The sequence below is a fragment of the Streptomyces hyaluromycini genome, from assembly GCF_002217755.1.
In the GTDB taxonomy this organism is placed as follows: Bacteria; Actinomycetota; Actinomycetes; order Streptomycetales; family Streptomycetaceae; genus Streptomyces; species Streptomyces hyaluromycini.
Map to the genome: position 1 here is coordinate 73,386 of NZ_BCFL01000030.1, position 18,775 is coordinate 92,160.

Here is an 18,775-nt window from a genome sequence, read left to right on the forward strand (position 1 = left end):
GCCTCATCTCCGCACACCCTCCCAGCGACAAGGAACGGCCATGCCCACCCACCTCACCCGACGCAGCCTGCTCAGAGGCATCACCGCGGCGACCGCCGTCGCCTCCCTCGCCACCGGGCTCGCCGCCTGCGGGGGCGACAGCGACGCGGCCACCACCACCTCCGCCGCGAAGACCGGCGAGGTCGTCGTAGGACAGGTCTCCAACGGCGCCGCCACCCAGACCACGATCAAGGTCTCCGAGGTCAAGTCCATCAGCGCCGAACTGCCCGACTCCGTCAAGAAGAGCGGCAAGCTCGTCATCGGCGAGGGCGCCCTGCCCGCCGGGTTCCCGCCGCTGGCCTTCGTGGGCAGCGACCAGAAGACCCTCACCGGCTCCGAGCCCGACCTCGGCCGGCTGGTCGCCGCGGTCTTCGGCCTCAAGCCCGAGATCGACAACGCCACCTGGGAGAACATGTTCGTCGGCATCGACAGCGGCAAGGTCGACGTGGCCTTCTCCAACGTCACCGACACCGAGGAGCGCAAGAAGAAGTACGAGTTCGCCTCCTACCGGCAGGACAACCTCGCCTTCACCGTGCCGAAGAAGAGCACCTGGAACTTCGACGGCAACTACGAGAACCTCGCCGGCAAGACCGTCTCCGTGAGCGCCGGCACCAACCAGGAGAAGATCCTCCTGGAGTGGAAGAAGAAGCTGGAGAGCGAGGGCAAGAAGCTCACCGTCAAGTACTTCCAGGACAGCAACAGCGTCTACCTGGCCCTGTCCAGCGGCAAGATCGACGCCTACCTCGGCCCCAACCCCGGCATCGCGTACCACAACAAGCAGACCGCGAACACGCCCAACGCCACCCGTACCGCGGGCACCTATTCCGGCGCCGGCGCCAGCCTCCAGGGCCTGATCGCGGCCACCGCCAAGAAGGACAGCGGCCTCGCCAAGCCGCTCGCCGACGCCATCAACTACCTGGTCAAGAACGGTCAGTACGCCGAGTGGCTCAAGGCCTACAACCTCTCCAACGAGGCCGTCGCCAAGTCCGAGGTCAACCCGCCCGGACTGCCGCTCGACAACTCCTGAGCACCCGTCAAGAAGCACCACCGCAAGGCGAGAAAGGACCGCGCCTCCGTGACCCTTCAGACCGACCTCCACGGAGGCGGGGCCCCGCTCGCACCCGACCCGTCCCCGCTCGACAACGCCGTCTGGTCGGCCCTCACCGGCCCGCACGCCCACCTCGCGGAGCGAAGCGAGATGGGGGTCCCCCCGGCCGAAGGCTGGGGGAGGGTCGGCCGGGCGGCCCGCTATCCCGACGACGTCTACGCCTACGCGGCCCTCGCCGACTCCACCGACCCGGCCGCCTGGGCCGACCTGCGCACGCTCGTCGGCCCGGGAACGACCGTGAAGATCAAGCCGGTCGAGGTGGCACCGCCCGGCTGGGAGGTGATCGGCGGCGGGACCGGCGTCCAGTTCGTGGACACGGTACTCCGGACCGAGCCCGCCCCCGAGGCGGTACGGCTCGGGCCGGACGACGTGCCCGAGATCCTGGACCTGGTCGCCCGCACCGAGCCCGGCCCGTTCCGCACCCGGACCGTCGAGATGGGCTCCTATCTCGGCATCCGGCACCGCGGCCGGCTGATCGCCATGGCGGGCGAGCGTAGCGAGATGGGGGTCCCCCCGGCCGAAGGCTGGGGGAGGCTGCGGCTCCCCGGCTGGACGGAGATCAGCGCCGTCTGCACCGACCCGGAACACCAGGGCCGGGGCCTGGCCACCCGGCTGGTCCGCGCGGTCGCCGCCGGTGTCCGGGAGCGCGGCGACACCCCGTTCCTGCACGCGGCTCCGGGCAACGCGAACGCGATCCGGCTGTACGAGTCGATCGGCTTCACCGAGCGGCTGCGCACCCGCACCCTGCTGGTGCGCAGCCCGGGAACAACCACGGAAACCGGTCTGTTGTGACTCACGACGAGATGTACGCGGAGCAGGCCGGGAGGTGTGGGACATGACACGTGTCCTCAGTCCCAGCCGCCGTACCGTCCTGTACTCCCGGCCGCACATCGACCTCCAGCGCGTGGCCGGCGCGCTCTGTTGTTCCTGACCCGTTGTCCCCGCCGCGCCCTTCTCTTCGGCGCGCTCTCGCACGGACCCCTCAGGAAGGCACCCCTGTGTCCTCATCTCCCGCTTCCCACCTGCACCTCGCCGTCGCCCTGGACGGCACCGGCTGGCACCCCGCGTCCTGGCGCGAGCCGGTCGCCCGCCCCCGTGAGCTGTTCACCGGCGGCTACTGGGCCGACCTGGTCGCCGAGGCCGAGCGCGGTCTCGTCGACTTCGTCACCATCGAGGACGGCCTCGGCCTGCAGTCCTCGCACTACGGCGAGCTCGACGGCCGTACCGACCAGGTCCGCGGCCGCCTGGACGCCGTCCTGATCGCGTCCCGGATCGCGCCCCTCTCCAGCCACATCGGCCTGGTGCCGACGGTGATCGCCACCCACACCGAGCCGTTCCACATCTCCAAGGCGATCGCCACCCTGGACTACGTCAGCACCGGCCGCGCCGGGCTGCGCGTGCAGATCTCCGCCCGCCCGCACGAGGCGGACCACTTCGGCCGACGCGCCTTCCCGCCGATCGACCTGGCGGAACTGCAGTCCCCGGCCGGGCAGGAACGGCTCACCGAGCACTTCGACGAGGCCGCCGACTACGTCGAGGCCGCGCGCCGGCTCTGGGACAGCTGGGAGGACGACGCCGAGATCCGGGACGCCGCCACCGGCCGCTTCATCGACCGCGACAAGCTGCACTACATCGACTTCGAGGGCCGGCACTTCAGCGTCAAGGGCCCCTCCATCACCCCGCGCCCGCCGCAGGGCCAGCCGCTCGTCACCGCCCTCGGCCACCAGACCGTCCCCTACCGGCTGATCGCCCGCCAGGCCGACGTCGGCTACGTCACCCCGCAGGACAGCGCCGACGCCCGCGCGATCGTCGCCGAGATCCGCGCCGAGCAGGAGGCCGCCGGACGGGCCGGCGACACCGTGCACGTCTTCGGCGACCTCGTGGTCTTCCTCGACGACGACCAGGTCACGGCCGCCGCCCGCAAGGAGCGCCTCGACGCACTCGACGGCGGCGCGTACACCAGCGACGCCCGCATCTTCACCGGGACGGCAGCCGAACTCGCCGATCTTCTTGAGGAGTTCGCCGCCGAGGGGCTCACCGGCTTCCGGCTGCGGCCCGCCGTGCTCGGCCACGACCTGCCGCGCATCACCGGGGACCTGGTCCCCGAACTCCAGCGCCGCGGCCGGTTCCGCACCGCCTACGAGGCGGACACCCTGCGCGGCCTGCTCGGGCTCGCCCGCCCCGCCAACCGCTACGCCGCTGCCCTCGCCTGAGCCGGAAGGACCGCACTCCCATGAGCAAGCCCCTGAAGCAGATCCACCTGGCCGCGCACTTCCCCGGCGTCAACAACACCACCGTGTGGAGCGACCCGGCCGCCGGCAGCCACATCGAGTTCAGCTCCTTCACACACTTCGCGAAGACCGCCGAACGCGCCAGGTTCGACTTCCTGTTCCTCGCCGAGGGCCTGAGGCTGCGCGAACAGGGCGGCAAGATATACGACCTGGACGTCGTCGGGCGACCCGACACCTTCACCATCCTGGCCGCGCTGGCCGCCGTCACCGAGCACCTCGGCCTGACCGGCACCATCAACTCCACCTTCAACGAGCCCTACGAGGTGGCCCGCCAGTTCGCCAGCCTCGACCACCTCTCCGGCGGCCGGGCCGCCTGGAACGTGGTCACCTCCTGGGACGCCTTCACCGGCGAGAACTTCCGGCGCGGCGGCTTCCTGCCGCAGGACGAGCGCTACTCCCGCGCCAAGGAGTTCCTCGCCACCGCGAACGAGCTCTTCGACTCCTGGCACGGCGACGAGATCCTCGCCGACCAGGCCACCGGCAGCTTCCTGAGCGACGCCCGGGCCGGCTCCTTCGTGCACAAGGGCCCCCAGTTCGACATCCACGGCCAGTTCAACGTGCCGCGCTCCCCGCAGGGCCGCCCGGTGATCTTCCAGGCCGGCGAGTCCGACGAAGGCCGCGAGTTCGCCGCCTCCGGTGCCGACGCGATCTTCAGCCGGTACGCCACCCTCGACGCCGGCCAGGCCTTCTACACCGACGTGAAGTCCCGCCTCGCCAAGTACGGCCGCCGCCCCGACGAACTGCTGATCCTGCCCGCCGCCAGCTTCGTCCTCGGCGACACCGACGCGGAGGCCGAGGAGATCGCCCACCAGGTGCGCCGCCAGCAGGTCAGCGGGGCGACCGCCCTCAAGCACCTGGAGTTCGTCTGGAACCGGGACCTGTCGTCGTACGACCCGGAGGGACCGCTGCCCGACGTCGACCCGCTGGTCGGCGAGGAGCACATCTCCCGGGGCCGCGCCCAGGTCAGGATGTACCGCGACCCGGTCGCCATCGCCCGCGAGTGGCGCGAGCTCGCCGAGGCCAACAAGTGGTCCATCCGCGACCTCGTGATCAACACCGGCAACCGGCAGACCTTCGTCGGCTCCCCGGCCACCGTCGCCCGCACCATCAACGACTTCGTGCAGGCCGACGTCTCCGACGGCTTCATCCTGGTCCCGCACATCACCCCCGGCGGCCTCGACGCCTTCGCCGACACGGTCGTCCCGCTGCTCCAGGAGCAGGGCGTCTTCCGCACCGAGTACGAGGGCACCACCCTGCGCGACCACCTGGGCCTCGCCCACCCGGACGAGAAGCGGAGCGAGCGGGTGGCGTCGTGAAGTTCCTGGCGATCACCCTGATCGTGCACCGGCCGGATCCGGTCACGGGGAGACAGAAGTCCACCCACGAGCGGTTCCGCGAGGTCCTCGACAACGCCGTGCTCGCCGAGGACCTGGGCTTCGACGGCTTCGGGGTGGGGGAGCGGCACGAGCGCCCGTTCATCTCCTCCTCGCCCACCGTGGTGCTCAGCCATGTCGCCGCGCTCACCCGGCGCATCCGGCTGTTCACCGCGGTGACCACGCTGAGCCTGCTGGACCCCGTCCGGGCGTACGAGGACTACGCGACCCTCGACCACCTCTCCGAGGGCCGCCTCGACCTGATCATCGGCAAGGGGAACGGCACCGCCCAGCGCGAGCTGTTCCATGTCACGCCCGAGGACCAGTGGGACCGCAACGCCGAGAGCTACGAGGTGTTCCGGCAGCTGTGGCGGCAGGACAGGGTGACGGCGAAGACCCGGTTCCGGCCGGAGCTCACGGACGCCGAGGTCTGGCCGCGCCCCTACCAGCGTCCGGTCCGCGTCTGGCACGGCAGCGCCACCAGCAAGGAGTCCGTCGACCTCGCCGCCCGCTACGGCGACCCGCTGTTCTCCGCGAACGTCACCAACCCCATAGAGCCGTATGCCGAGTTGGTCCGGTACTACCGGGAACGCTGGGAGCACCACGGCCACGACCCGGCGGACATCGCGGTCGGCGCGGGCACGGCGGGCGTCCTGGTGGCGCCCACCAGCCAGCAGGCGCTGGCCGCCTACCGCCCGGTGTTCGAGGCGAACCTGGCCTTCTTCCGCCGGGCCGGACTGCCGGTCGTCTTCGAGACCCTGGAGGACTTCGCGGAGCGCAGCTCGGCGCTGATCGGCAGTCCGCAGCAGGTCATCGAGAAAGTGCACCGCTACCACGAGCAGTTGGGGCACACAGTCACGCATCTGCACGCCGACGCAAGCGGGCTGACGGACACTCAGCACCGCGACTCGCTGGAGCTGTTCCAGTCGGCGGTGGCCCCGGTCCTGCGCAAGGACATCCCCGACCCGCCGTTCCCGTGGGCACCCGTGCACCCGGCCGCCGAGGAGCCCGCACATGTCTGACATCCCGCTCGGCGTCCTCGACCTGGTGCCGGTCCCGAGCGGGGCCACCGCCGCCGACGCCCTGCGCAACTCCGTCGAACTCGCCCAGCGCACCGAGGAGTTCGGCTACTCCCGCTACTGGTTCGCCGAGCACCACCTCAACCCGGGGGTGGCCGGCACCTCCCCCGCGGTGGTCCTGGCGCTGACCGCCGCCGCGACCTCCGGGATCCGGCTCGGCTCCGGCGCAGTACAGCTCGGACACCGCACCGCGCTGTCCACGGTCGAGGAGTTCGGCCTCCTCGACGCCCTGTACCCGGGCCGCCTCGACCTGGGCCTGGGCCGCTCCGGCGGCCGCCCGCCCGGGGAGAGGGCGGCCGCGCCGACGGCGACCCCGGTGGTCGACGGCCGGGCGCCCAACGGCCTGGTCATCCCGCCCCGCTTCTCGTTCGCCCGCCTTCTCGGCTCCCCGCGGATCGCGCTCCACCGCAAGCTGCTCCTGCTGCCGAACGCCGAGTCCCAGGACTACGCCGAACAGATCGACGACATCCTCGCGCTGCTCGCCGGGACCTACCGCACGGAGGACGGCGCCGAGGCCCATGTCGTCCCCGGTGAGGGCGCCGAGGTCGAGGTGTGGATCCTGGGCAGCAGCGGCGGCGAGAGCGCCCAGGTCGCGGGCGAGCGGGGCCTGCGCTTCGCCGCCAACTACCACGTCAGCCCGGGCACGGTCCTGGAGGCGGTGGACGGCTACCGCGCGTACTTCCAGCCCTCGGACGTCCTCGACAAGCCGTACGTCAGCGTCTCGGCCGACGTCGTGGTCGCCGAGGACGACGCCACCGCCCGTGAACTCGCCACCGGCTACGGCGCCTGGGTCCGCAGCATCCGTACCGCCGAGGGGGCCATTCCCTTCCCCACCCCCGAGGAGGCGCGGGCGCACGTCTGGACGGACGAGGACCGGGAGCTGGTCCAGGACCGCCTCGACACCCAGTTCGTGGGCAGCCCGCAGCACGTCGCCGACCGTCTGGAACAGCTGCAGGAGGCCACCGGAGCCGACGAGTTGCTCATCACGACGATCACCCACGACCAGGCCGACCGGGTCCGCTCGTACGAACTCCTCGCCGAGGAATGGCGTCGGCGCTGAGGCTCACACCTGCGCGGCCACCAGCTCCAGCAGCCGGTGGCCCGCCCCGCCCGAGAACCACTCGGCATGGCGGACGTAGTACTCGTACGCCAGCCGGGCGTTCTCCCGTGACCGGGTGACCCCGTGGAAGTAGTCCAGCTCGGACAGGGCGAACTCGGCGTGCACAAGGGGCAGGAGGACGGGCAGGGCAGCCGATTCGGCGGCGGTGAGCGGGCGTACCGACTGGTATCCGCGGAGCAGTTCGATCGCGTGCTTCTCCTGGACCGGGCGGTCGGGGTCCAGCCACTGCACGGTGTTGCGTTCCAGGGCCGTGGCGAGGTCGTGCACCGCGGTGGTGCGGTCGCTCATCCCGAAGTCCAGGACCGTGGCGACCTGGCCGTCCCCGTCCCAGAGGAGGTTGGAGGCGTGCCAGTCGTTGTGGGTCCACAGGGGAGCGAGACCCGGGAGGTGCGGGGCCAGGCGCTCGTGGAGCGGGAGCAGCACGCGACGGGTGTCCTCCCGCCAGGGGAAGTCCGCCAACGCCCTTTCCAGCCGCGGGCGTTCGGCCAGGTAGGTCCGCAGGGCCGGCCAGGGGTCCGGGGCCGCGAACACCGTGAAGGAGGCGACCAGCGGCTGCGGCGAGCGGCGCGGTGCGGCGAAGTCCTCCGCCGCCAGGTGCAGCCGGGCCAGCGCCTCGCCGGCCGCCCGGGCATGGGCCGTACCCAGGAACGGCGACCAGGACAGCGCGTCCCGGTACAGGTCCGTGCCGGTCCCGGCCGAGTGGACCTCGTACGTCCACCCGCCGCGCTCCACCAGGTCCAGGACCTCCACCACGGGCGCCCCGCGCTCCCGCAGATGGCGCAGGAAGGCATGCTCCTCCGCGAGACCCCGCGGGGTGCGTACGGTGACATGGTGCCGTTTCACGAACAGCCGCCGTCCGTCCCGCTCCACGACGGCCGCCGCCGACAGCGGGCGCGGGCTGCGCCACACCACCCGGGCCGGACCGGTCACGGCCGTGACCTCGGCGTCGGTCAGCGGCGGCCAGTCCGGCTCGACCGGCTCGGTGCCCAGGCCGTGGGCGAGATGTGAACTCACGGCGTGCTCACCGCCGTCGTGCCGCGCAGGGAGTCCAGGATCCGGCGTTCCGTCGCCGCGAACTCCGGTGCCGTGAAGTCGTCGGCGCCGCGCGGCCGGGGCAGCGGGACCTCGATGCGGTCCACCACCGTGGCCGGGCGCGGCGACAGGACGTGGACGGTGTCCGCGAGCAGGACCGCCTCCCGGATGTCATGGGTGACCAGGACGACCGTCCAGCGGTGCCGCTGCCACATGCCGGCCAGCCACAGCTGCATCTCCGTGCGGGTCAGCGAGTCCAGCGCACCGAACGGCTCGTCAAGGAGCAGCACCGGCCGCTCCAGGACCACCGTGCGCAGCAGCGCGGCCCGCTGCCGCATGCCTCCGCTGAGCTGGGAGGGGTACGCCTTCTGGAAGCCGTCGAGGCCGAAGTCGGCGAACAGCGCGCCGGCCCGCGCTCGCGCTTCCTTCTTCCGCACCCCCTGTGCCTCCAGGCCCAGGGCGGTGTTGTCGAGGACCGTCCGCCAGGGGAACAGCAGGTCCTTCTGCGGCATGTAGGCGACCTTGCCGGAGGCCACCCCGGCCGGCTCGCCCTCCACGAGTACCCGTCCCGAGGTCGGCAGGTCGAGCCCGGACACCAGGTTGAACAGGGTGCTCTTGCCGCTGCCGCTGGGGCCGATGACAGCGGCGAACTCGCCTGGTTCCACGGTGAGGTCGAGGTCCCGCAGGACCTCCAGCGAACCGAAGGACTTGCCCACGCCCGCGATGCGCAGACTGCTCATTTCCCGGCCTTCCGTTCCCAGGGCAGCACCAGCCGCTGCAGCAGATAGGTGGCCCCGAACAGAGCGATGCTCAGCGCGGCGGTCACGGCCACCGCCGCGAACACCAGGTCGGTCCGGAACGCGCTCTTCTGCGCCTGCATGTAGATCCCGAGCCCGGACTCGGCGCCCGCGTACTCGGCGAACACCGCGCCGACCACGGCGTAGGTGATGCTCACGCGCAGCCCCGCGAAGAAGTACGGCATCGCGCTCGGCACCCGCACCAGCCGGAACGCCCGCCACCGTCCGGCGCCCAGCGAGCGCAGCAGCCGCATGGCCTCCCGGTCGGTCGCCGCGAAGCCCGCGGCCAGGTTGGCGGCCAGCGGGAAGAACGTCGTCAGCGTCACCACCAGCATCTTGGGCAGCAGCCCGAAGCCGAACCAGATGATCAGCAGCGGGGCGACGGCCACGATCGGGATCGTCTGCGAGGCGACCAGCAGCGGGTACAGGCCCCGGCGGGCGGCGGCCGAGAAGTCCAGCACCACCGCCACCAGCCAGGCCGCCGCGAACGACAGCGCGAAACCGAGCAGCGTCTCCTGGAGCGTGGGCAGCGTCTGGTCCCACAGGTCCTGGCGGTTGGCCCAGCCCTGCTCCACCACCCGGGCGGGGGAGGGCAGGGTGGTCGGATCGACCCCGGCCGCCGTCACGTACAGCTGCCAGCCGCCGACGACCACGGCGAGCACCAGCAGGGGCGGCCACAACGACCGCAGCACCGGCTTCACTTGGCGTCCGGAAGGTAGGCGTCGGTGAAGAACGCCGACGTGTCCGGCGCCTTCGTCAGCTTCTTGCCGTTCGCGTCGACGAGCAGCCCGGCGCCGTACTCGAAGTCCGCGAAGGCCTTCCAGCGGGCGGCGCTCTGCGTGCCGATCGTGCCGTCCGCGCCCTTGTAGTACTCCTTGGCCAGCAGCTGCGAACTCTCCTTCACCAGCTTGGTGTTGGTGAGCACGCTCTTGTTGGCGGCGATGAGCAGGTCGGCGGCCTGGTCGGGGTTCTCGGCCGCGTAGCGGTAGCCCTTGTCGACGGCCGCCAGGAACTTCTTCGCCACCGCCGGGTTCTTCTTCAGGAACTGGTCGGAGGACGCGATCAGCGTCGAGTAGATCGCCGGGAAGCCGTAGTCGGAGAGCTGGAAGTCCTTCAGCGGCTTCCCGCTGAGCTTCGCCTCCAGGCCCTCCCAGGTCGGCATCGGCATCGCGAAGTCCGCCCTGCCGGCGTACAGCGCCGCGTACGCCGAGGTGTTGAGGGTGACCTGCTTGAAGTCGCCCGTGCCGCCCGCGTTCTTGATCACCTTCTGGAGCAGCGGCTTCTCGTAGGGGGCGCCGAACCCGGCGTACGTCTTGCCGTCCAGGTCCTTCGGCGAGCTGATGTCGGTGCGGTCGGCGCGCACCGAGACGGTCACGTCCGTCTTCTGCGTGACGGCGTAGACGGAGGTGATGTCCTGGCCGGCCGCGCGGGCCGTGGTGACGCCCTCCTGGTAGGAGATGCCGAAGTCGGCCTTGTGGCTCGCGATCAGGGTCTCGGGCGCGGTCGAGCCGTAGGGCACGATCTTCAGGTCGATCCCGGCGTCCTTGAACCAGCCCTTGGCCTGGGCGACGTAGATGCCGGTGTGGTTGGTGTTGGGGGTCCAGTCCAGGGCCAGGGTGACGGTGGTGGTGCCGTTCTTGGCGGCCGCCGTGGAGTCGGCGTCGGCCGAGCAGGCGGTGGTGACGGCGAGCAGCGTCAGGGCGGCGAGGGCCGGCAGCGCGGTGCGGCGGAGCATGGTGGAGGGTCCTTCGTACGGGGGAGGGGAGTCGGGCGGCGGTGCGGAGCGGTCAGGCCCGACACAGCGCGCTGTCCACCCGCTTGAAGTCGACGGCGAGCCGCCGGGTGAGCAGGGTCATGCGGTCACGTCCAGCAGGCTGTTGGTGAAGGACCTGTTCCAGTCATCGTCGTGCGCGATGGCGCCGTTCTCGGCGAGCCAGTGCGCGTAGGGGCCCATCCGGCCCTCGTCGATCACACCCCAACGGCCCTGCGGGTCCGTCCACGTCGGCGCGATCAGGGCGAGGGAGCGGGCGATGAGCGGACGCGGGAAGTAGGGGATGACCCGCTCCAGCATCTCCAGCGTGGCGTCGGGCTCGTGGGCGGCGGTGACATATCCGCGGGCCGTCACGGCCAGGAAGTCCCGCACCAGAGAAGGCTGTTCGCCGAGCAGCCGCTCGCTCGTGCCCAGCAGGTAGCTGTGGTAGCGGGGTGCGCCTATCTCGTCGACCGGCCAGGTCAGCCGGCTGTGCTCGGGCAGGTCGCCGCGCAGGGCGTCCCAGGACCAGTAGTTGCCGAAGGTCGCGTCCGCCTCGCCCGCCTCGATGTCGTCCACCGTGAGCTCGCGGCTGCCCGCGTCGACGGTGATCACCGCGTCCGGGTCGCCGCCGTCCGCCGCCACCAGATGGCGGACCATGGCCCGCCCGCGCGGGGTCGGGTTGTAGGCGAGACGGCGGCCCGCCAGGTCACGGGGACGGGTGATGCCGGTCGACGTCGTGGTCTGGATCGCCTCCAGCCCGCGGTGGTTGACCGCGGCGACCGCGACCAGCGGCTGACCGAGCGCCGCCCGCCGGGCGAGCAGCCGGTTCGGCGGGAAGATCCCGAAGTCCACCTCGCCCCGGACCAGGTACTCCAGCGTGTCCCCGCGCCCCGGATCCTGCACCACCAGCTCGACGTCCAGGCCCGCTGCCTCGTACCAGCGGCGGGCACGGGCGACGTACAGACCGGCAGAATTCGGCCATGGATGGAAATAGTCGAGCATGACCCGGATGTGCGGCATGGAAGTACTCCGAAAGCGGCGCGCGAGGGCGCGCCGGGGTGAGGGAGGCGGCGGTCAGCGGGACCGGCGACAGCACGCGCGACAACAACAGGAGCGGGCAGCGTGGTGGAACACCGGGGGCCGCGGCTCGACTGCTGTGGACACGTGAACTCCTACGCGGGGCGCATGGCGCTGCTGGTGCGGTCGGCGTCCCCATGGGGACCGTGTCCGCCACCGCGGCACACGGATCCCAGACGCCCTCTCAGCCCGGTCGGGGAGGGGCTCCCGCGTAGATGGCCGAAACCATAACCGCAGCTCCTGCCTGCTGTGCAAGCCGTGTCCGAGGTGTGGGATGCGCGTGCCCGACTGGTGAGACGTCCAGGTGGCGGGCGTACGATCGCCCGCCATGACCACCCTGCTGCCCGGCCCCCTGGTCGACCACACCTGGCTCGCGACCCACCTGGACGACCCCCGGCTGGCCGTCCTCGACGCCACCGCGTTGCTCCCCTCGCCCCGCCACGACGGCGACCACCGCTCCGCCTCCGGCCGGGCCGGCTGGGCCGAGCGCCACATCCCCGGCTCCCGCCACGCCGACCTCACCGGCGATCTCTCCGACGCCGGCGCGCCGTACCACTTCGCCGTCCCGGCGCCGGACGCGCTCGCCGCCGCGCTGGCCCGGCTCGGCGTGGGGGAGGGGACCGAGGTCGTCGTCTACGACACCGGAGGCGGGATCTGGGCCGCCCGGGTGTGGTGGATGCTGCGCGCGATCTCGGTACCGGCGGCGGTGCTGGACGGCGGGCTGGCGGCATGGGAGGCGGCGGGGCGGCCGGTGGCCACGGGGGACGGCGTCGCCGAGCCCGCCGCGGTGCCGGTGGCGCCGGTGCCGCGGCCCGAGTTCTGGTCGGGGATCGAGGAGGTGGCGGCGATCAGCCGGGGGGAGCGGCCGGGGGTGCTGGTGTGCGCGTTGCCCTCCGGGGGGTTCGCCGGGTCCGTGCCGACGCGGTACAGCCGACGGGGGCACATACCGGGGAGCCTCAGCCTGCCCGGGAGGGGGCTGCCGGCCGCCGAACTCGAAGAAAGGGTGCGGGAGTTCGGTGACGCGTCGCCTGTCGTCCTCTACTGCGGTGGGGGGATCTCGGCGGCGGGGGCGGCGCTGGCGCTCACGCTGCTGGGCCGTGAGGACGTGTCCGTGTACGACGGTTCACTGGAGGAGTGGTCCAAGGACCCTTCGCGACCGCTGGAGTTGGGCGGCTAGTGGGAGGGTGGTCCTGTGCGCTGCCGGGTGCGGGTGCACGGGGGCTGGTCGCACAGTTCCCCGCGCCCCTTGAGGGCGCTGCCGGGTGCGGGTGCGTGGGGGCTGGTCGCGCCCACGCGGCGGAGCCGCACATCAAATACAGCCCCGCGCCCTTGGGCAGGCGTCCGCAAGGTCTCTGACCAACGCACCGGTGTGGCCGCGGCACGTATCCCTCCCCCGAAGGTTACGTGCCGCGACCGCTTCCCCCGGCGCCGGACAGTGGTCCGACCTCCGCGTCGCGGTCGTGTGCCGGTGTCACCAGCACATGACCGCTGTCTCCCCCGACCCCCACGTGGAGTGGAGACGGACGCGGACGAAGTAGCGGCGGCCCTTGACGAGCCGGACCCTGATCCTGGTGTTGTGCGGGGTGCCCCCGTCGTCGTGGCCGGCGAGGTAGCGCGGTTCCCCGTCGCGCTCCTCGAAGACCACGACGACGGAGTCGCTCTCTCCGAAGGTGCCCACGCTGTAGACGCGGGTCTCCGGCGGCTCCACGGTGAAGTCGGCCTGCCCGCCCGGCCCCAGGCTGAGCGGCGCCGAACGGAACGGCACCAGCACGGCCGGCGGCTCGGCGGGCGGGTACCAGCGGAGCACGAACTCCTTGTCGGCCGGGGACAGCGACCCCGGCGGGTAGAGACCGTTGTGGTAGTGCTCCGGCTCCAGGATCAGCCCCGGGCCGAAGGGGTACTGCATCACGGACTGCGGGTCCCACACCGAACCGTTGGACTCGGCCGGGTCCAGCCTGCGCAGGATGTTGAAGTCCGTGCGGTCCCGGCTCCAGTGGTTCGGCGGTCCGGCGAGGTCGGCGTAGAGCGCCTCGTCGTCCCAGTGGACGCCCGCGAACGGGCTCTGGTGCTCGTGCTGCATCCCGAGCGCGTGCCCGATCTCGTGCAGGGCCGTCCAGCGCCCGCCGGACTCGGTCAGGTCCCAGCCCAGGTTCATCGTGCGGTCGTTGGCGCCCACCGAGAGCGCGTCCCGGCCCACCGCAGACCAGGATCCGTCACCCAGCTGGAAGCCGATCCGCAGCTCCGCCTCGCGCCGGTCGAAGACCTCGGCGAACATCACCCCGATGCCCAGGTCCTGCCACTCCCGGAAGCACTCGCGCACCACGTCCCGCTGCTCCTCGGCACCGGCCCACGGCACCCGGCGGGTCTCCCCGGTCCCCGGGACCGGGATCACCGAGGCGTCGGTGCCTGCGTCGAAGAAGTAGTAGTGCAGAGCCGTGCCGTTGACCCACATCCGCCGCCCGCCGACGAGCGTGCCGAGCCGCTCGGCGGCCAGTCCCGGCGCGAACGCGGGGGCCGACTGCTGCGGAAGCGAGCAGTAGCGTCGGGTCATGCGCCCAGACTGCCGTTCGACCCGGCCGGACGCCTGAGTCGGAAGCTACTCAAGTCCCCCTGTATCAGAGCTGAGTAACGCGACTCATACTCACGTGACGACTTACGAACGGGATGCGCGAACCCTCGAACTGCCCTGGCCGTTCACCGGCCGGGAGGACGAACTGGAGCTGGTCAGGCGGTCGTCGGTGACAGGACGGCAGGGTGTCGTGGTGACCGGCCCGGCCGGCATCGGCAAGACCCGGCTGATCACCGAGGCCGTCCGGGGCACCGACTGCGTCCGGGTGACCGGCACCCCCGAGACCAGCACCCTTCCGTTCGCGGCGTTCGCGCACCTGCTCTCCGACCGCGTCTCACTGCCCGGCGCGGTCCGGCACCTGTCCGGGGTACGGCTCCTGGTCGTCGACGACGCCCACCTCCTCGACGAGGCCTCGGCCGCCCTCGTCCACCAGCTCGCCGTGCACGGCCGCACCCGGCTCGTGGTGGCCGCCGCCGACCCGGCACCCCTGCCCGGCGCCGTCTCCCGGCTGTGGACCGGCGAACTCCTCACCCACCTCGCCCTGGAACCGCTGCCGTACGACGAGACGGACCGGCTGCTCGCCGGCGGCGGCCTGGAACCGCTCACCGTGCGCAGGCTGCACCGGGTGTGCCGGGGCGATCTGCGGCTGCTGCGCGACCTGCTCGGCGCGCTGCGCGAGTCCGGTCCGCTGACCCGGGTCCCGGACACCGGCGAGTGGGCCTGGCGCGGCCCGCTGCCGCTCACCGCGACCGTACGGGACCGCATCGCACCCCTGCTGGACCGGCGGGGCCCGGGAGAGTGCGACACCCTCGAACGCCTCGCCTTCGCCGAGCCGTTGCCGCTCCACCTCGACGACGGTCTCGACCTGGCCGTTCTCGAACGGCTGGAGACCGACGGCCTGATCCACGTCGACGACCGGGGCGCGGTCCGCCTCGCCCACCCTCTGCACGGCCCCGGGCTGCGCGCCTCGGCGGGGCGGCTGCGGGCCCGCCGGCTGGCCCGCACCCCAGACCAGTGCGAGCCCGCCCTGAAGGACGAACAGAAGCAACTGGAAGAACGCATCGAGCTGTTGGACGTACGGGAGGTGCCGGCCCCGGTGGGGGAGTGGCTGGCGTCGGGAGGCCTGCCCGTACCGGCCGGGTACGCGGCCGTGCGTGCCCGGTACTCGTGGCTTCGGGGGGAGCTGCGAGAGGCGGCGGCGTGGGCGAGGGAGGGACTGCGGGCGGCGCCGGGCGACGCCTCCTGCCGTACCGAACTCGCCCGGGCCGCCGCCGAGGCGGGGGAAGGTGCCGTAGTGCGCGGGGACGGGGGTCTCGCGCACTACGGCACCGTACGGCTCGGGGAGCCCGAGGGGGCCGCGGGAGCCGTGCGGCGGCTGGACGGCGTGCTCGCGCGGCACGCCGAGGCCCTCGCCCGCGGCGACGGACCCGCCCTGGACCGGGCGGCCGAGGCGCTGGCGGAGCGCGGCCTGCTGCTCTTCGCGGCGGAGGCCCACGCCCAGGCCGTCCGCGCCCACCGCGACCCGCGCGCCGCCCGGATGTCCCGCACCCGCGCGGTCGCCCTCGCGCGCCGCTGCCAGGGCGCCCGCCCCCCGGCCCTGGCCGGCCTGGTGCTCGGCGAACTCACGGCCCGCCAGCGCCAGATCGTCACCCTCGCCGCCTCGGGCCTCAGCAACCGGCAGATCGCCGAGCAACTGACCCTGTCCGTAAGGACGGTGGGCAACCACCTCTACAGCGCCTACACCCGCCTCGGCGCGAGCGACCGCGCGGCCCTGCCGTGGCTGGTGGAACAGCCGGACCGGCAGTCGGCGTAAGCGCTCCGCTGGAAGGCCGCGTCATGTCGTCGGTCGTCTGCGGCGCCGTCGTGGCTTGTCGCGCCCACGCGGCGGCAGCCGCATATTCAACACGGCCCCGCGCCCCTTCGGGGCGCTGCCGAACCGCAGCGGATCCCCGCTCAGGCCGCCCCGAATGCGGCGAACGCCCATCCGGTCGCCTGGTGGAGCGCGTCGCCCGGCAGGGCGGTCCGGGCGTCGCGCAGGGCCTCCGCCAGCGACAGGCCGGCGCCCAGCCCCTTGTGCAGGGCCAGCATCAGCGGGACCACGGCCGCGTCGTTGACGGGCGCGCTGCTCGCCACCACCCCGGCCGTCCCCAGCGGCAGCAACGCCGTGACCAGGCCGAGGAGTTCGTCGGCGCCCACCGAGGCCAGCCGGGCCGTGTCGCAGCTGGAGAGGATGATCCGGTAGGGGCTGCGGGCGAGGCGTTCGAAGTCGTGCACGATCAGCGGGCCGTCGGCCATCCGCAGCGAGGAGAAGAGCGGGCTGTCCGCGCGGAACGTGCCGTGCGCGGCGATGTGGGCCAGTGCGGCGCCGTCCAACTCCTCCAGTACGCGCGGGACCTGGGCGTCGTCGTGCTCCAGGATCCGCGCCGTCGCGTACTGGCCCGCCACCTCGGGCACCTCCGCGCCCCCGGTCGCCAGCCCCGGCCCCCGCACCAGCACATGGCGGCCGCCCGGCGGCGGCTCGGTCTCCCGGGCCCGCAGCCAGCTCCCCGCCGACGGCGACACGCTGAGCACCCGCTCCCGCAGGGAGGGAAGCAAGGCCCAGGGCACCCGGTGCAGTGAACCCGGCGGGACGATCACCACCGGCCCGGAGCCGAGCTGGTCCGCCGCCGCCCCCAGCAGCAGCTCCTCCAGCCGCTTCCCGGCGGCCTCGACCACCGGCAGCCGCCCCTCCGCCCCCGGGTGCGCGAGCCGTCGCAGCCCCGCCTGGACGTGCTCGGCCTCGGCGACCGCCTCCGCCAGCGGGCCGCCCGCGAAGCGCCGTACCCGGCCCTGTCCGCACAGCAGGATGTGCACCCGGCCCTCCAGGACGGCGAGTTCGACCAGCCGGGCATCACCCAGCCGGTCCAGGAGCCGGGCCGGGTCGAAGCGGTCGCCGCCGCCGGGGGCGTCACCCCGGGTGTGGTGCGTGCGGGCGCGGATCTCCCGTTCCAGGCGCCGCTGTTCACGCTCCAGGGCGGGCACCGGACGGCGCTCCCGGCGGGCCTCCTCCGCGCGCGAGGCGATCTCCCGGAACGCGGTGAGCGAGGCGAGCAGGGCCGGGTCCGCGGGCGGCCGGGTCGGGGGAGTGGACAGCACCGTGGCCCGCCAGCGCTCGCTCCACTCCAGCAGACGGCGCGGCCCGCCGTGATCGAGGCTCGCCTGCTGGGCCAGCGCGGCCAGTTCGGCGCCCTGCGCGGTGGCCCGCGCCCGCAGCTCCGAGGCGCCCAGCGTCATCCGGTGGTCGTCCAGGACGTCGAGGCCGCGCCGGCACGCCTCCAGGACGCCCCGGCCCGAACCGGCCGCCCGGGCCCGCAGCGCCTGCGCGGCCCAGCCGGTCATCCGGGCCAGCGGCGGCCCGCCGTGCCTGCTGCGCGCGGCCACCGCGAGATGCCGCTCCGCGTCCGCCGTCCAGCCCAGCGCCAGCGCGATCCGCCCGGCGAGCAGCGAGGCCTCCGGCGCGGCCGGCGCGCCGAAGGACGCCAGCTGTTCGGCGACCGCCGCCGCGTCCTGCACCAGCCGCCCGGACGCGGCCCCGCCCGCCACCCGCGCCTCGATCAGCACCAGCCGCGCATGCGTCTCCCACCAGCTCCGCCGCTGCCCCGAGAACAGCCGTACGGCGACGGCGGCACGGGCGATCGCGGTCTGCGCGTCCCCGGTCGACAGCGCGGAGCGGGCGGCGGTCAGCAGCAGTTCGGCCTTGCGGGTGGACTGCCCGCCGATCCGGTCCAGGGCGGCGATCGCCGCGTCCGCCTCGCCCAGCGCCTCCGGGGCAAGACCGGCCGCCATCAGCACCTCGCAGCGCGCGATGTACAGCATGAACGGAGGGGTGCCCAGCTCGTCGTAGCGCTCCTTGGCCTCGGCCAGCAGGCGCAGCGCCGCCGGGATGTCGCCGGACCGGTACGCGGCCAGGCCCCGGTTCTCCACGGCGACCGCCTTGTCGTGCTCCTGGCCCGTCGTCTCCCACAAGCGCTCCGCCGCCGTGAAGTCCGCGTCCGCCCGCTCCACCGCGCCCATCGCCAGATGCACGGTGGCCCGCACGCTCAGTGCCCGCGCGGTCCAGATGACGTCGTCGGCCTGGCGCAGTACCGGTATCGCCCGCCGCAGGTCCTCCAGGGCCTCCTGGTGCCGGCCCAGCACCCACGAGGCGAACGCCCGCCGGTACAGCACCCGGGCCCGGGTGTGCCCGTTGCCCCGGGCCACCCCGCGGTCCAGCGCGGCCAGTCCCTGCCGGGTGCGCCCCGCATGCACCAGGGCGACTCCGAGGGCGGCGAGGACGTCCGCCTCCCGGTCCGCCGAGTCCGCCCGGGCCGCGAAGTCCCGGGCGCGCCGCAGATGGTCGAGGGCCACGGCAAGGTCCCCGAAGTCCCGCTGCCAGATGCCGATGACCTGGTGGGCGACGGACGCGTCCAGTGGCGTCGGATCGGACCGAAGGACCTGCTCCGCCCGCGCCAGGGCCTCGCCGGGGGCGGCGAACACCATCGGCAGCAGTTCCGTAACC

Annotated in this window: 16 protein-coding genes; 9 read left to right on the forward strand and 7 right to left on the reverse strand. The window is 73.1% G+C overall.

The window, feature by feature from the left end; translation table 11 throughout:
* Positions 1-40: 40 nt before the first annotated feature.
* From SSP29_RS40690 to SSP29_RS40715, 7 genes are all read left to right on the forward strand, one after another.
* Positions 41-1,066 (forward strand): ABC transporter substrate-binding protein, encoded by a 1,026-nt coding sequence (locus tag SSP29_RS40690; protein ID WP_089105981.1) that lies wholly within the window; start codon positions 41-43, stop codon positions 1,064-1,066.
* 48 nt (positions 1,067-1,114) lie between these two features.
* Positions 1,115-1,939, forward strand: a complete 825-nt coding sequence (locus SSP29_RS40695) for a GNAT family N-acetyltransferase (protein ID WP_089105982.1) — start codon at positions 1,115-1,117, stop codon at positions 1,937-1,939.
* Positions 1,940-1,982: 43 nt separating this feature from the next.
* Positions 1,983-2,078, forward strand: coding sequence for a putative leader peptide (locus SSP29_RS61400; RefSeq protein WP_368669284.1), 96 nt, complete (start codon positions 1,983-1,985; stop codon positions 2,076-2,078).
* A 67-nt stretch (positions 2,079-2,145) separates the two neighbouring features.
* Positions 2,146-3,360 (forward strand): LLM class flavin-dependent oxidoreductase, encoded by a 1,215-nt coding sequence (locus SSP29_RS40700; protein WP_089105983.1) that lies wholly within the window; start codon positions 2,146-2,148, stop codon positions 3,358-3,360.
* Positions 3,361-3,380: 20 nt separating this feature from the next.
* Entirely contained in the window at positions 3,381-4,754 is a 1,374-nt protein-coding gene (locus SSP29_RS40705) for an NtaA/DmoA family FMN-dependent monooxygenase (protein WP_089105984.1), read from the forward strand.
* Entirely contained in the window at positions 4,751-5,833 is a 1,083-nt protein-coding gene (locus tag SSP29_RS40710; protein ID WP_089105985.1) for an LLM class flavin-dependent oxidoreductase, read from the forward strand. Before SSP29_RS40705 ends, SSP29_RS40710 begins: the two co-directional genes overlap by 4 nt.
* The gene (locus SSP29_RS40715) at positions 5,826-6,950 is read left to right on the forward strand and encodes an MsnO8 family LLM class oxidoreductase (RefSeq protein ID WP_089105986.1); all 1,125 of its coding nucleotides are present in this window, start codon (positions 5,826-5,828) and stop codon (positions 6,948-6,950) included. The genes SSP29_RS40710 and SSP29_RS40715 overlap by 8 nt, the downstream gene beginning before the upstream one ends.
* 3 nt (positions 6,951-6,953) lie before the next feature.
* Here SSP29_RS40715 and SSP29_RS40720 read toward each other — a convergent pair whose 3' ends face one another.
* The 5 genes from SSP29_RS40720 to SSP29_RS40740 all read right to left on the reverse strand — a co-directional run bounded on the left by SSP29_RS40720 (position 6,954) and on the right by SSP29_RS40740 (position 11,612).
* A complete protein-coding gene (locus SSP29_RS40720) occupies positions 6,954-8,024 on the reverse strand; it encodes a phosphotransferase enzyme family protein (protein ID WP_089105987.1) in 1,071 nt (356 codons plus the stop codon).
* Positions 8,021-8,782 carry an ABC transporter ATP-binding protein gene (locus SSP29_RS40725; protein WP_089105988.1) on the reverse strand — a complete coding sequence of 254 codons (762 nt, stop codon included), beginning with the start codon at positions 8,780-8,782 and terminating at the stop codon, positions 8,021-8,023. Before SSP29_RS40725 ends, SSP29_RS40720 begins: the two co-directional genes overlap by 4 nt.
* The gene (locus tag SSP29_RS40730; protein ID WP_089105989.1) at positions 8,779-9,540 is read right to left on the reverse strand and encodes an ABC transporter permease; all 762 of its coding nucleotides are present in this window, start codon (positions 9,538-9,540) and stop codon (positions 8,779-8,781) included. Before SSP29_RS40730 ends, SSP29_RS40725 begins: the two co-directional genes overlap by 4 nt.
* Positions 9,537-10,574 carry an ABC transporter substrate-binding protein gene (locus SSP29_RS40735; protein ID WP_089105990.1) on the reverse strand — a complete coding sequence of 346 codons (1,038 nt, stop codon included), beginning with the start codon at positions 10,572-10,574 and terminating at the stop codon, positions 9,537-9,539. Before SSP29_RS40735 ends, SSP29_RS40730 begins: the two co-directional genes overlap by 4 nt.
* Positions 10,575-10,691: 117 nt before the next feature.
* Positions 10,692-11,612 carry an ABC transporter substrate-binding protein gene (locus SSP29_RS40740; RefSeq protein WP_089105991.1) on the reverse strand — a complete coding sequence of 307 codons (921 nt, stop codon included), beginning with the start codon at positions 11,610-11,612 and terminating at the stop codon, positions 10,692-10,694.
* A 385-nt stretch (positions 11,613-11,997) separates the two neighbouring features.
* Here SSP29_RS40740 and SSP29_RS40745 point away from each other — a divergent pair, with 385 nt between their 5' ends.
* Positions 11,998-12,846, forward strand: a complete 849-nt coding sequence (locus tag SSP29_RS40745; protein ID WP_089105992.1) for a sulfurtransferase — start codon at positions 11,998-12,000, stop codon at positions 12,844-12,846.
* Between the two features lie 294 nt (positions 12,847-13,140).
* On the opposite strand, the gene absR1 is transcribed toward SSP29_RS40745, so the two are convergent.
* Positions 13,141-14,220 carry a beta-glucuronidase AbsR1 gene (gene absR1, locus SSP29_RS40750; protein WP_089105993.1) on the reverse strand — a complete coding sequence of 360 codons (1,080 nt, stop codon included), beginning with the start codon at positions 14,218-14,220 and terminating at the stop codon, positions 13,141-13,143.
* A gap of 94 nt (positions 14,221-14,314) precedes the next feature.
* On the opposite strand from absR1, the gene SSP29_RS40755 reads away from it, so the two are divergent.
* Positions 14,315-16,051: a LuxR family transcriptional regulator AbsR2 gene (locus SSP29_RS40755; RefSeq protein WP_089105994.1), complete on the forward strand. Its 1,737-nt coding sequence runs from the start codon at positions 14,315-14,317 to the stop codon at positions 16,049-16,051.
* 140 nt (positions 16,052-16,191) lie between these two features.
* Here SSP29_RS40755 and SSP29_RS40760 read toward each other — a convergent pair whose 3' ends face one another.
* Positions 16,192-18,756, reverse strand: a complete 2,565-nt coding sequence (locus SSP29_RS40760) for a CHAT domain-containing protein (protein WP_089105995.1) — start codon at positions 18,754-18,756, stop codon at positions 16,192-16,194.
* Positions 18,757-18,775 lie beyond the last annotated feature (19 nt).

Bases quoted from the DNA above. Each gene is read 5' to 3' on its own strand.
- SSP29_RS40690 (WP_089105981.1), top strand. From the start codon at position 41: ATGCCCACCCACCTCACCCGACGCAGCCTGCTCAGAGGCATCACCGCG.
- SSP29_RS61400 (WP_368669284.1), top strand. From the start codon at position 1,983: ATGACACGTGTCCTCAGTCCCAGCCGCCGTACCGTCCTGTACTCCCGG.
- SSP29_RS40705 (WP_089105984.1), top strand. From the start codon at position 3,381: ATGAGCAAGCCCCTGAAGCAGATCCACCTGGCCGCGCACTTCCCCGGC.
- SSP29_RS40715 (WP_089105986.1), top strand. From the start codon at position 5,826: ATGTCTGACATCCCGCTCGGCGTCCTCGACCTGGTGCCGGTCCCGAGC.
- SSP29_RS40725 (WP_089105988.1), bottom strand. From the start codon at position 8,782: ATGAGCAGTCTGCGCATCGCGGGCGTGGGCAAGTCCTTCGGTTCGCTG.
- SSP29_RS40735 (WP_089105990.1), bottom strand. From the start codon at position 10,574: ATGCTCCGCCGCACCGCGCTGCCGGCCCTCGCCGCCCTGACGCTGCTC.
- SSP29_RS40740 (WP_089105991.1), bottom strand. From the start codon at position 11,612: ATGCCGCACATCCGGGTCATGCTCGACTATTTCCATCCATGGCCGAAT.
- SSP29_RS40745 (WP_089105992.1), top strand. From the start codon at position 11,998: ATGACCACCCTGCTGCCCGGCCCCCTGGTCGACCACACCTGGCTCGCG.
- absR1 (WP_089105993.1), bottom strand. From the start codon at position 14,220: ATGACCCGACGCTACTGCTCGCTTCCGCAGCAGTCGGCCCCCGCGTTC.
- SSP29_RS40760 (WP_089105995.1), bottom strand. From the start codon at position 18,756: ATGGTGTTCGCCGCCCCCGGCGAGGCCCTGGCGCGGGCGGAGCAGGTC.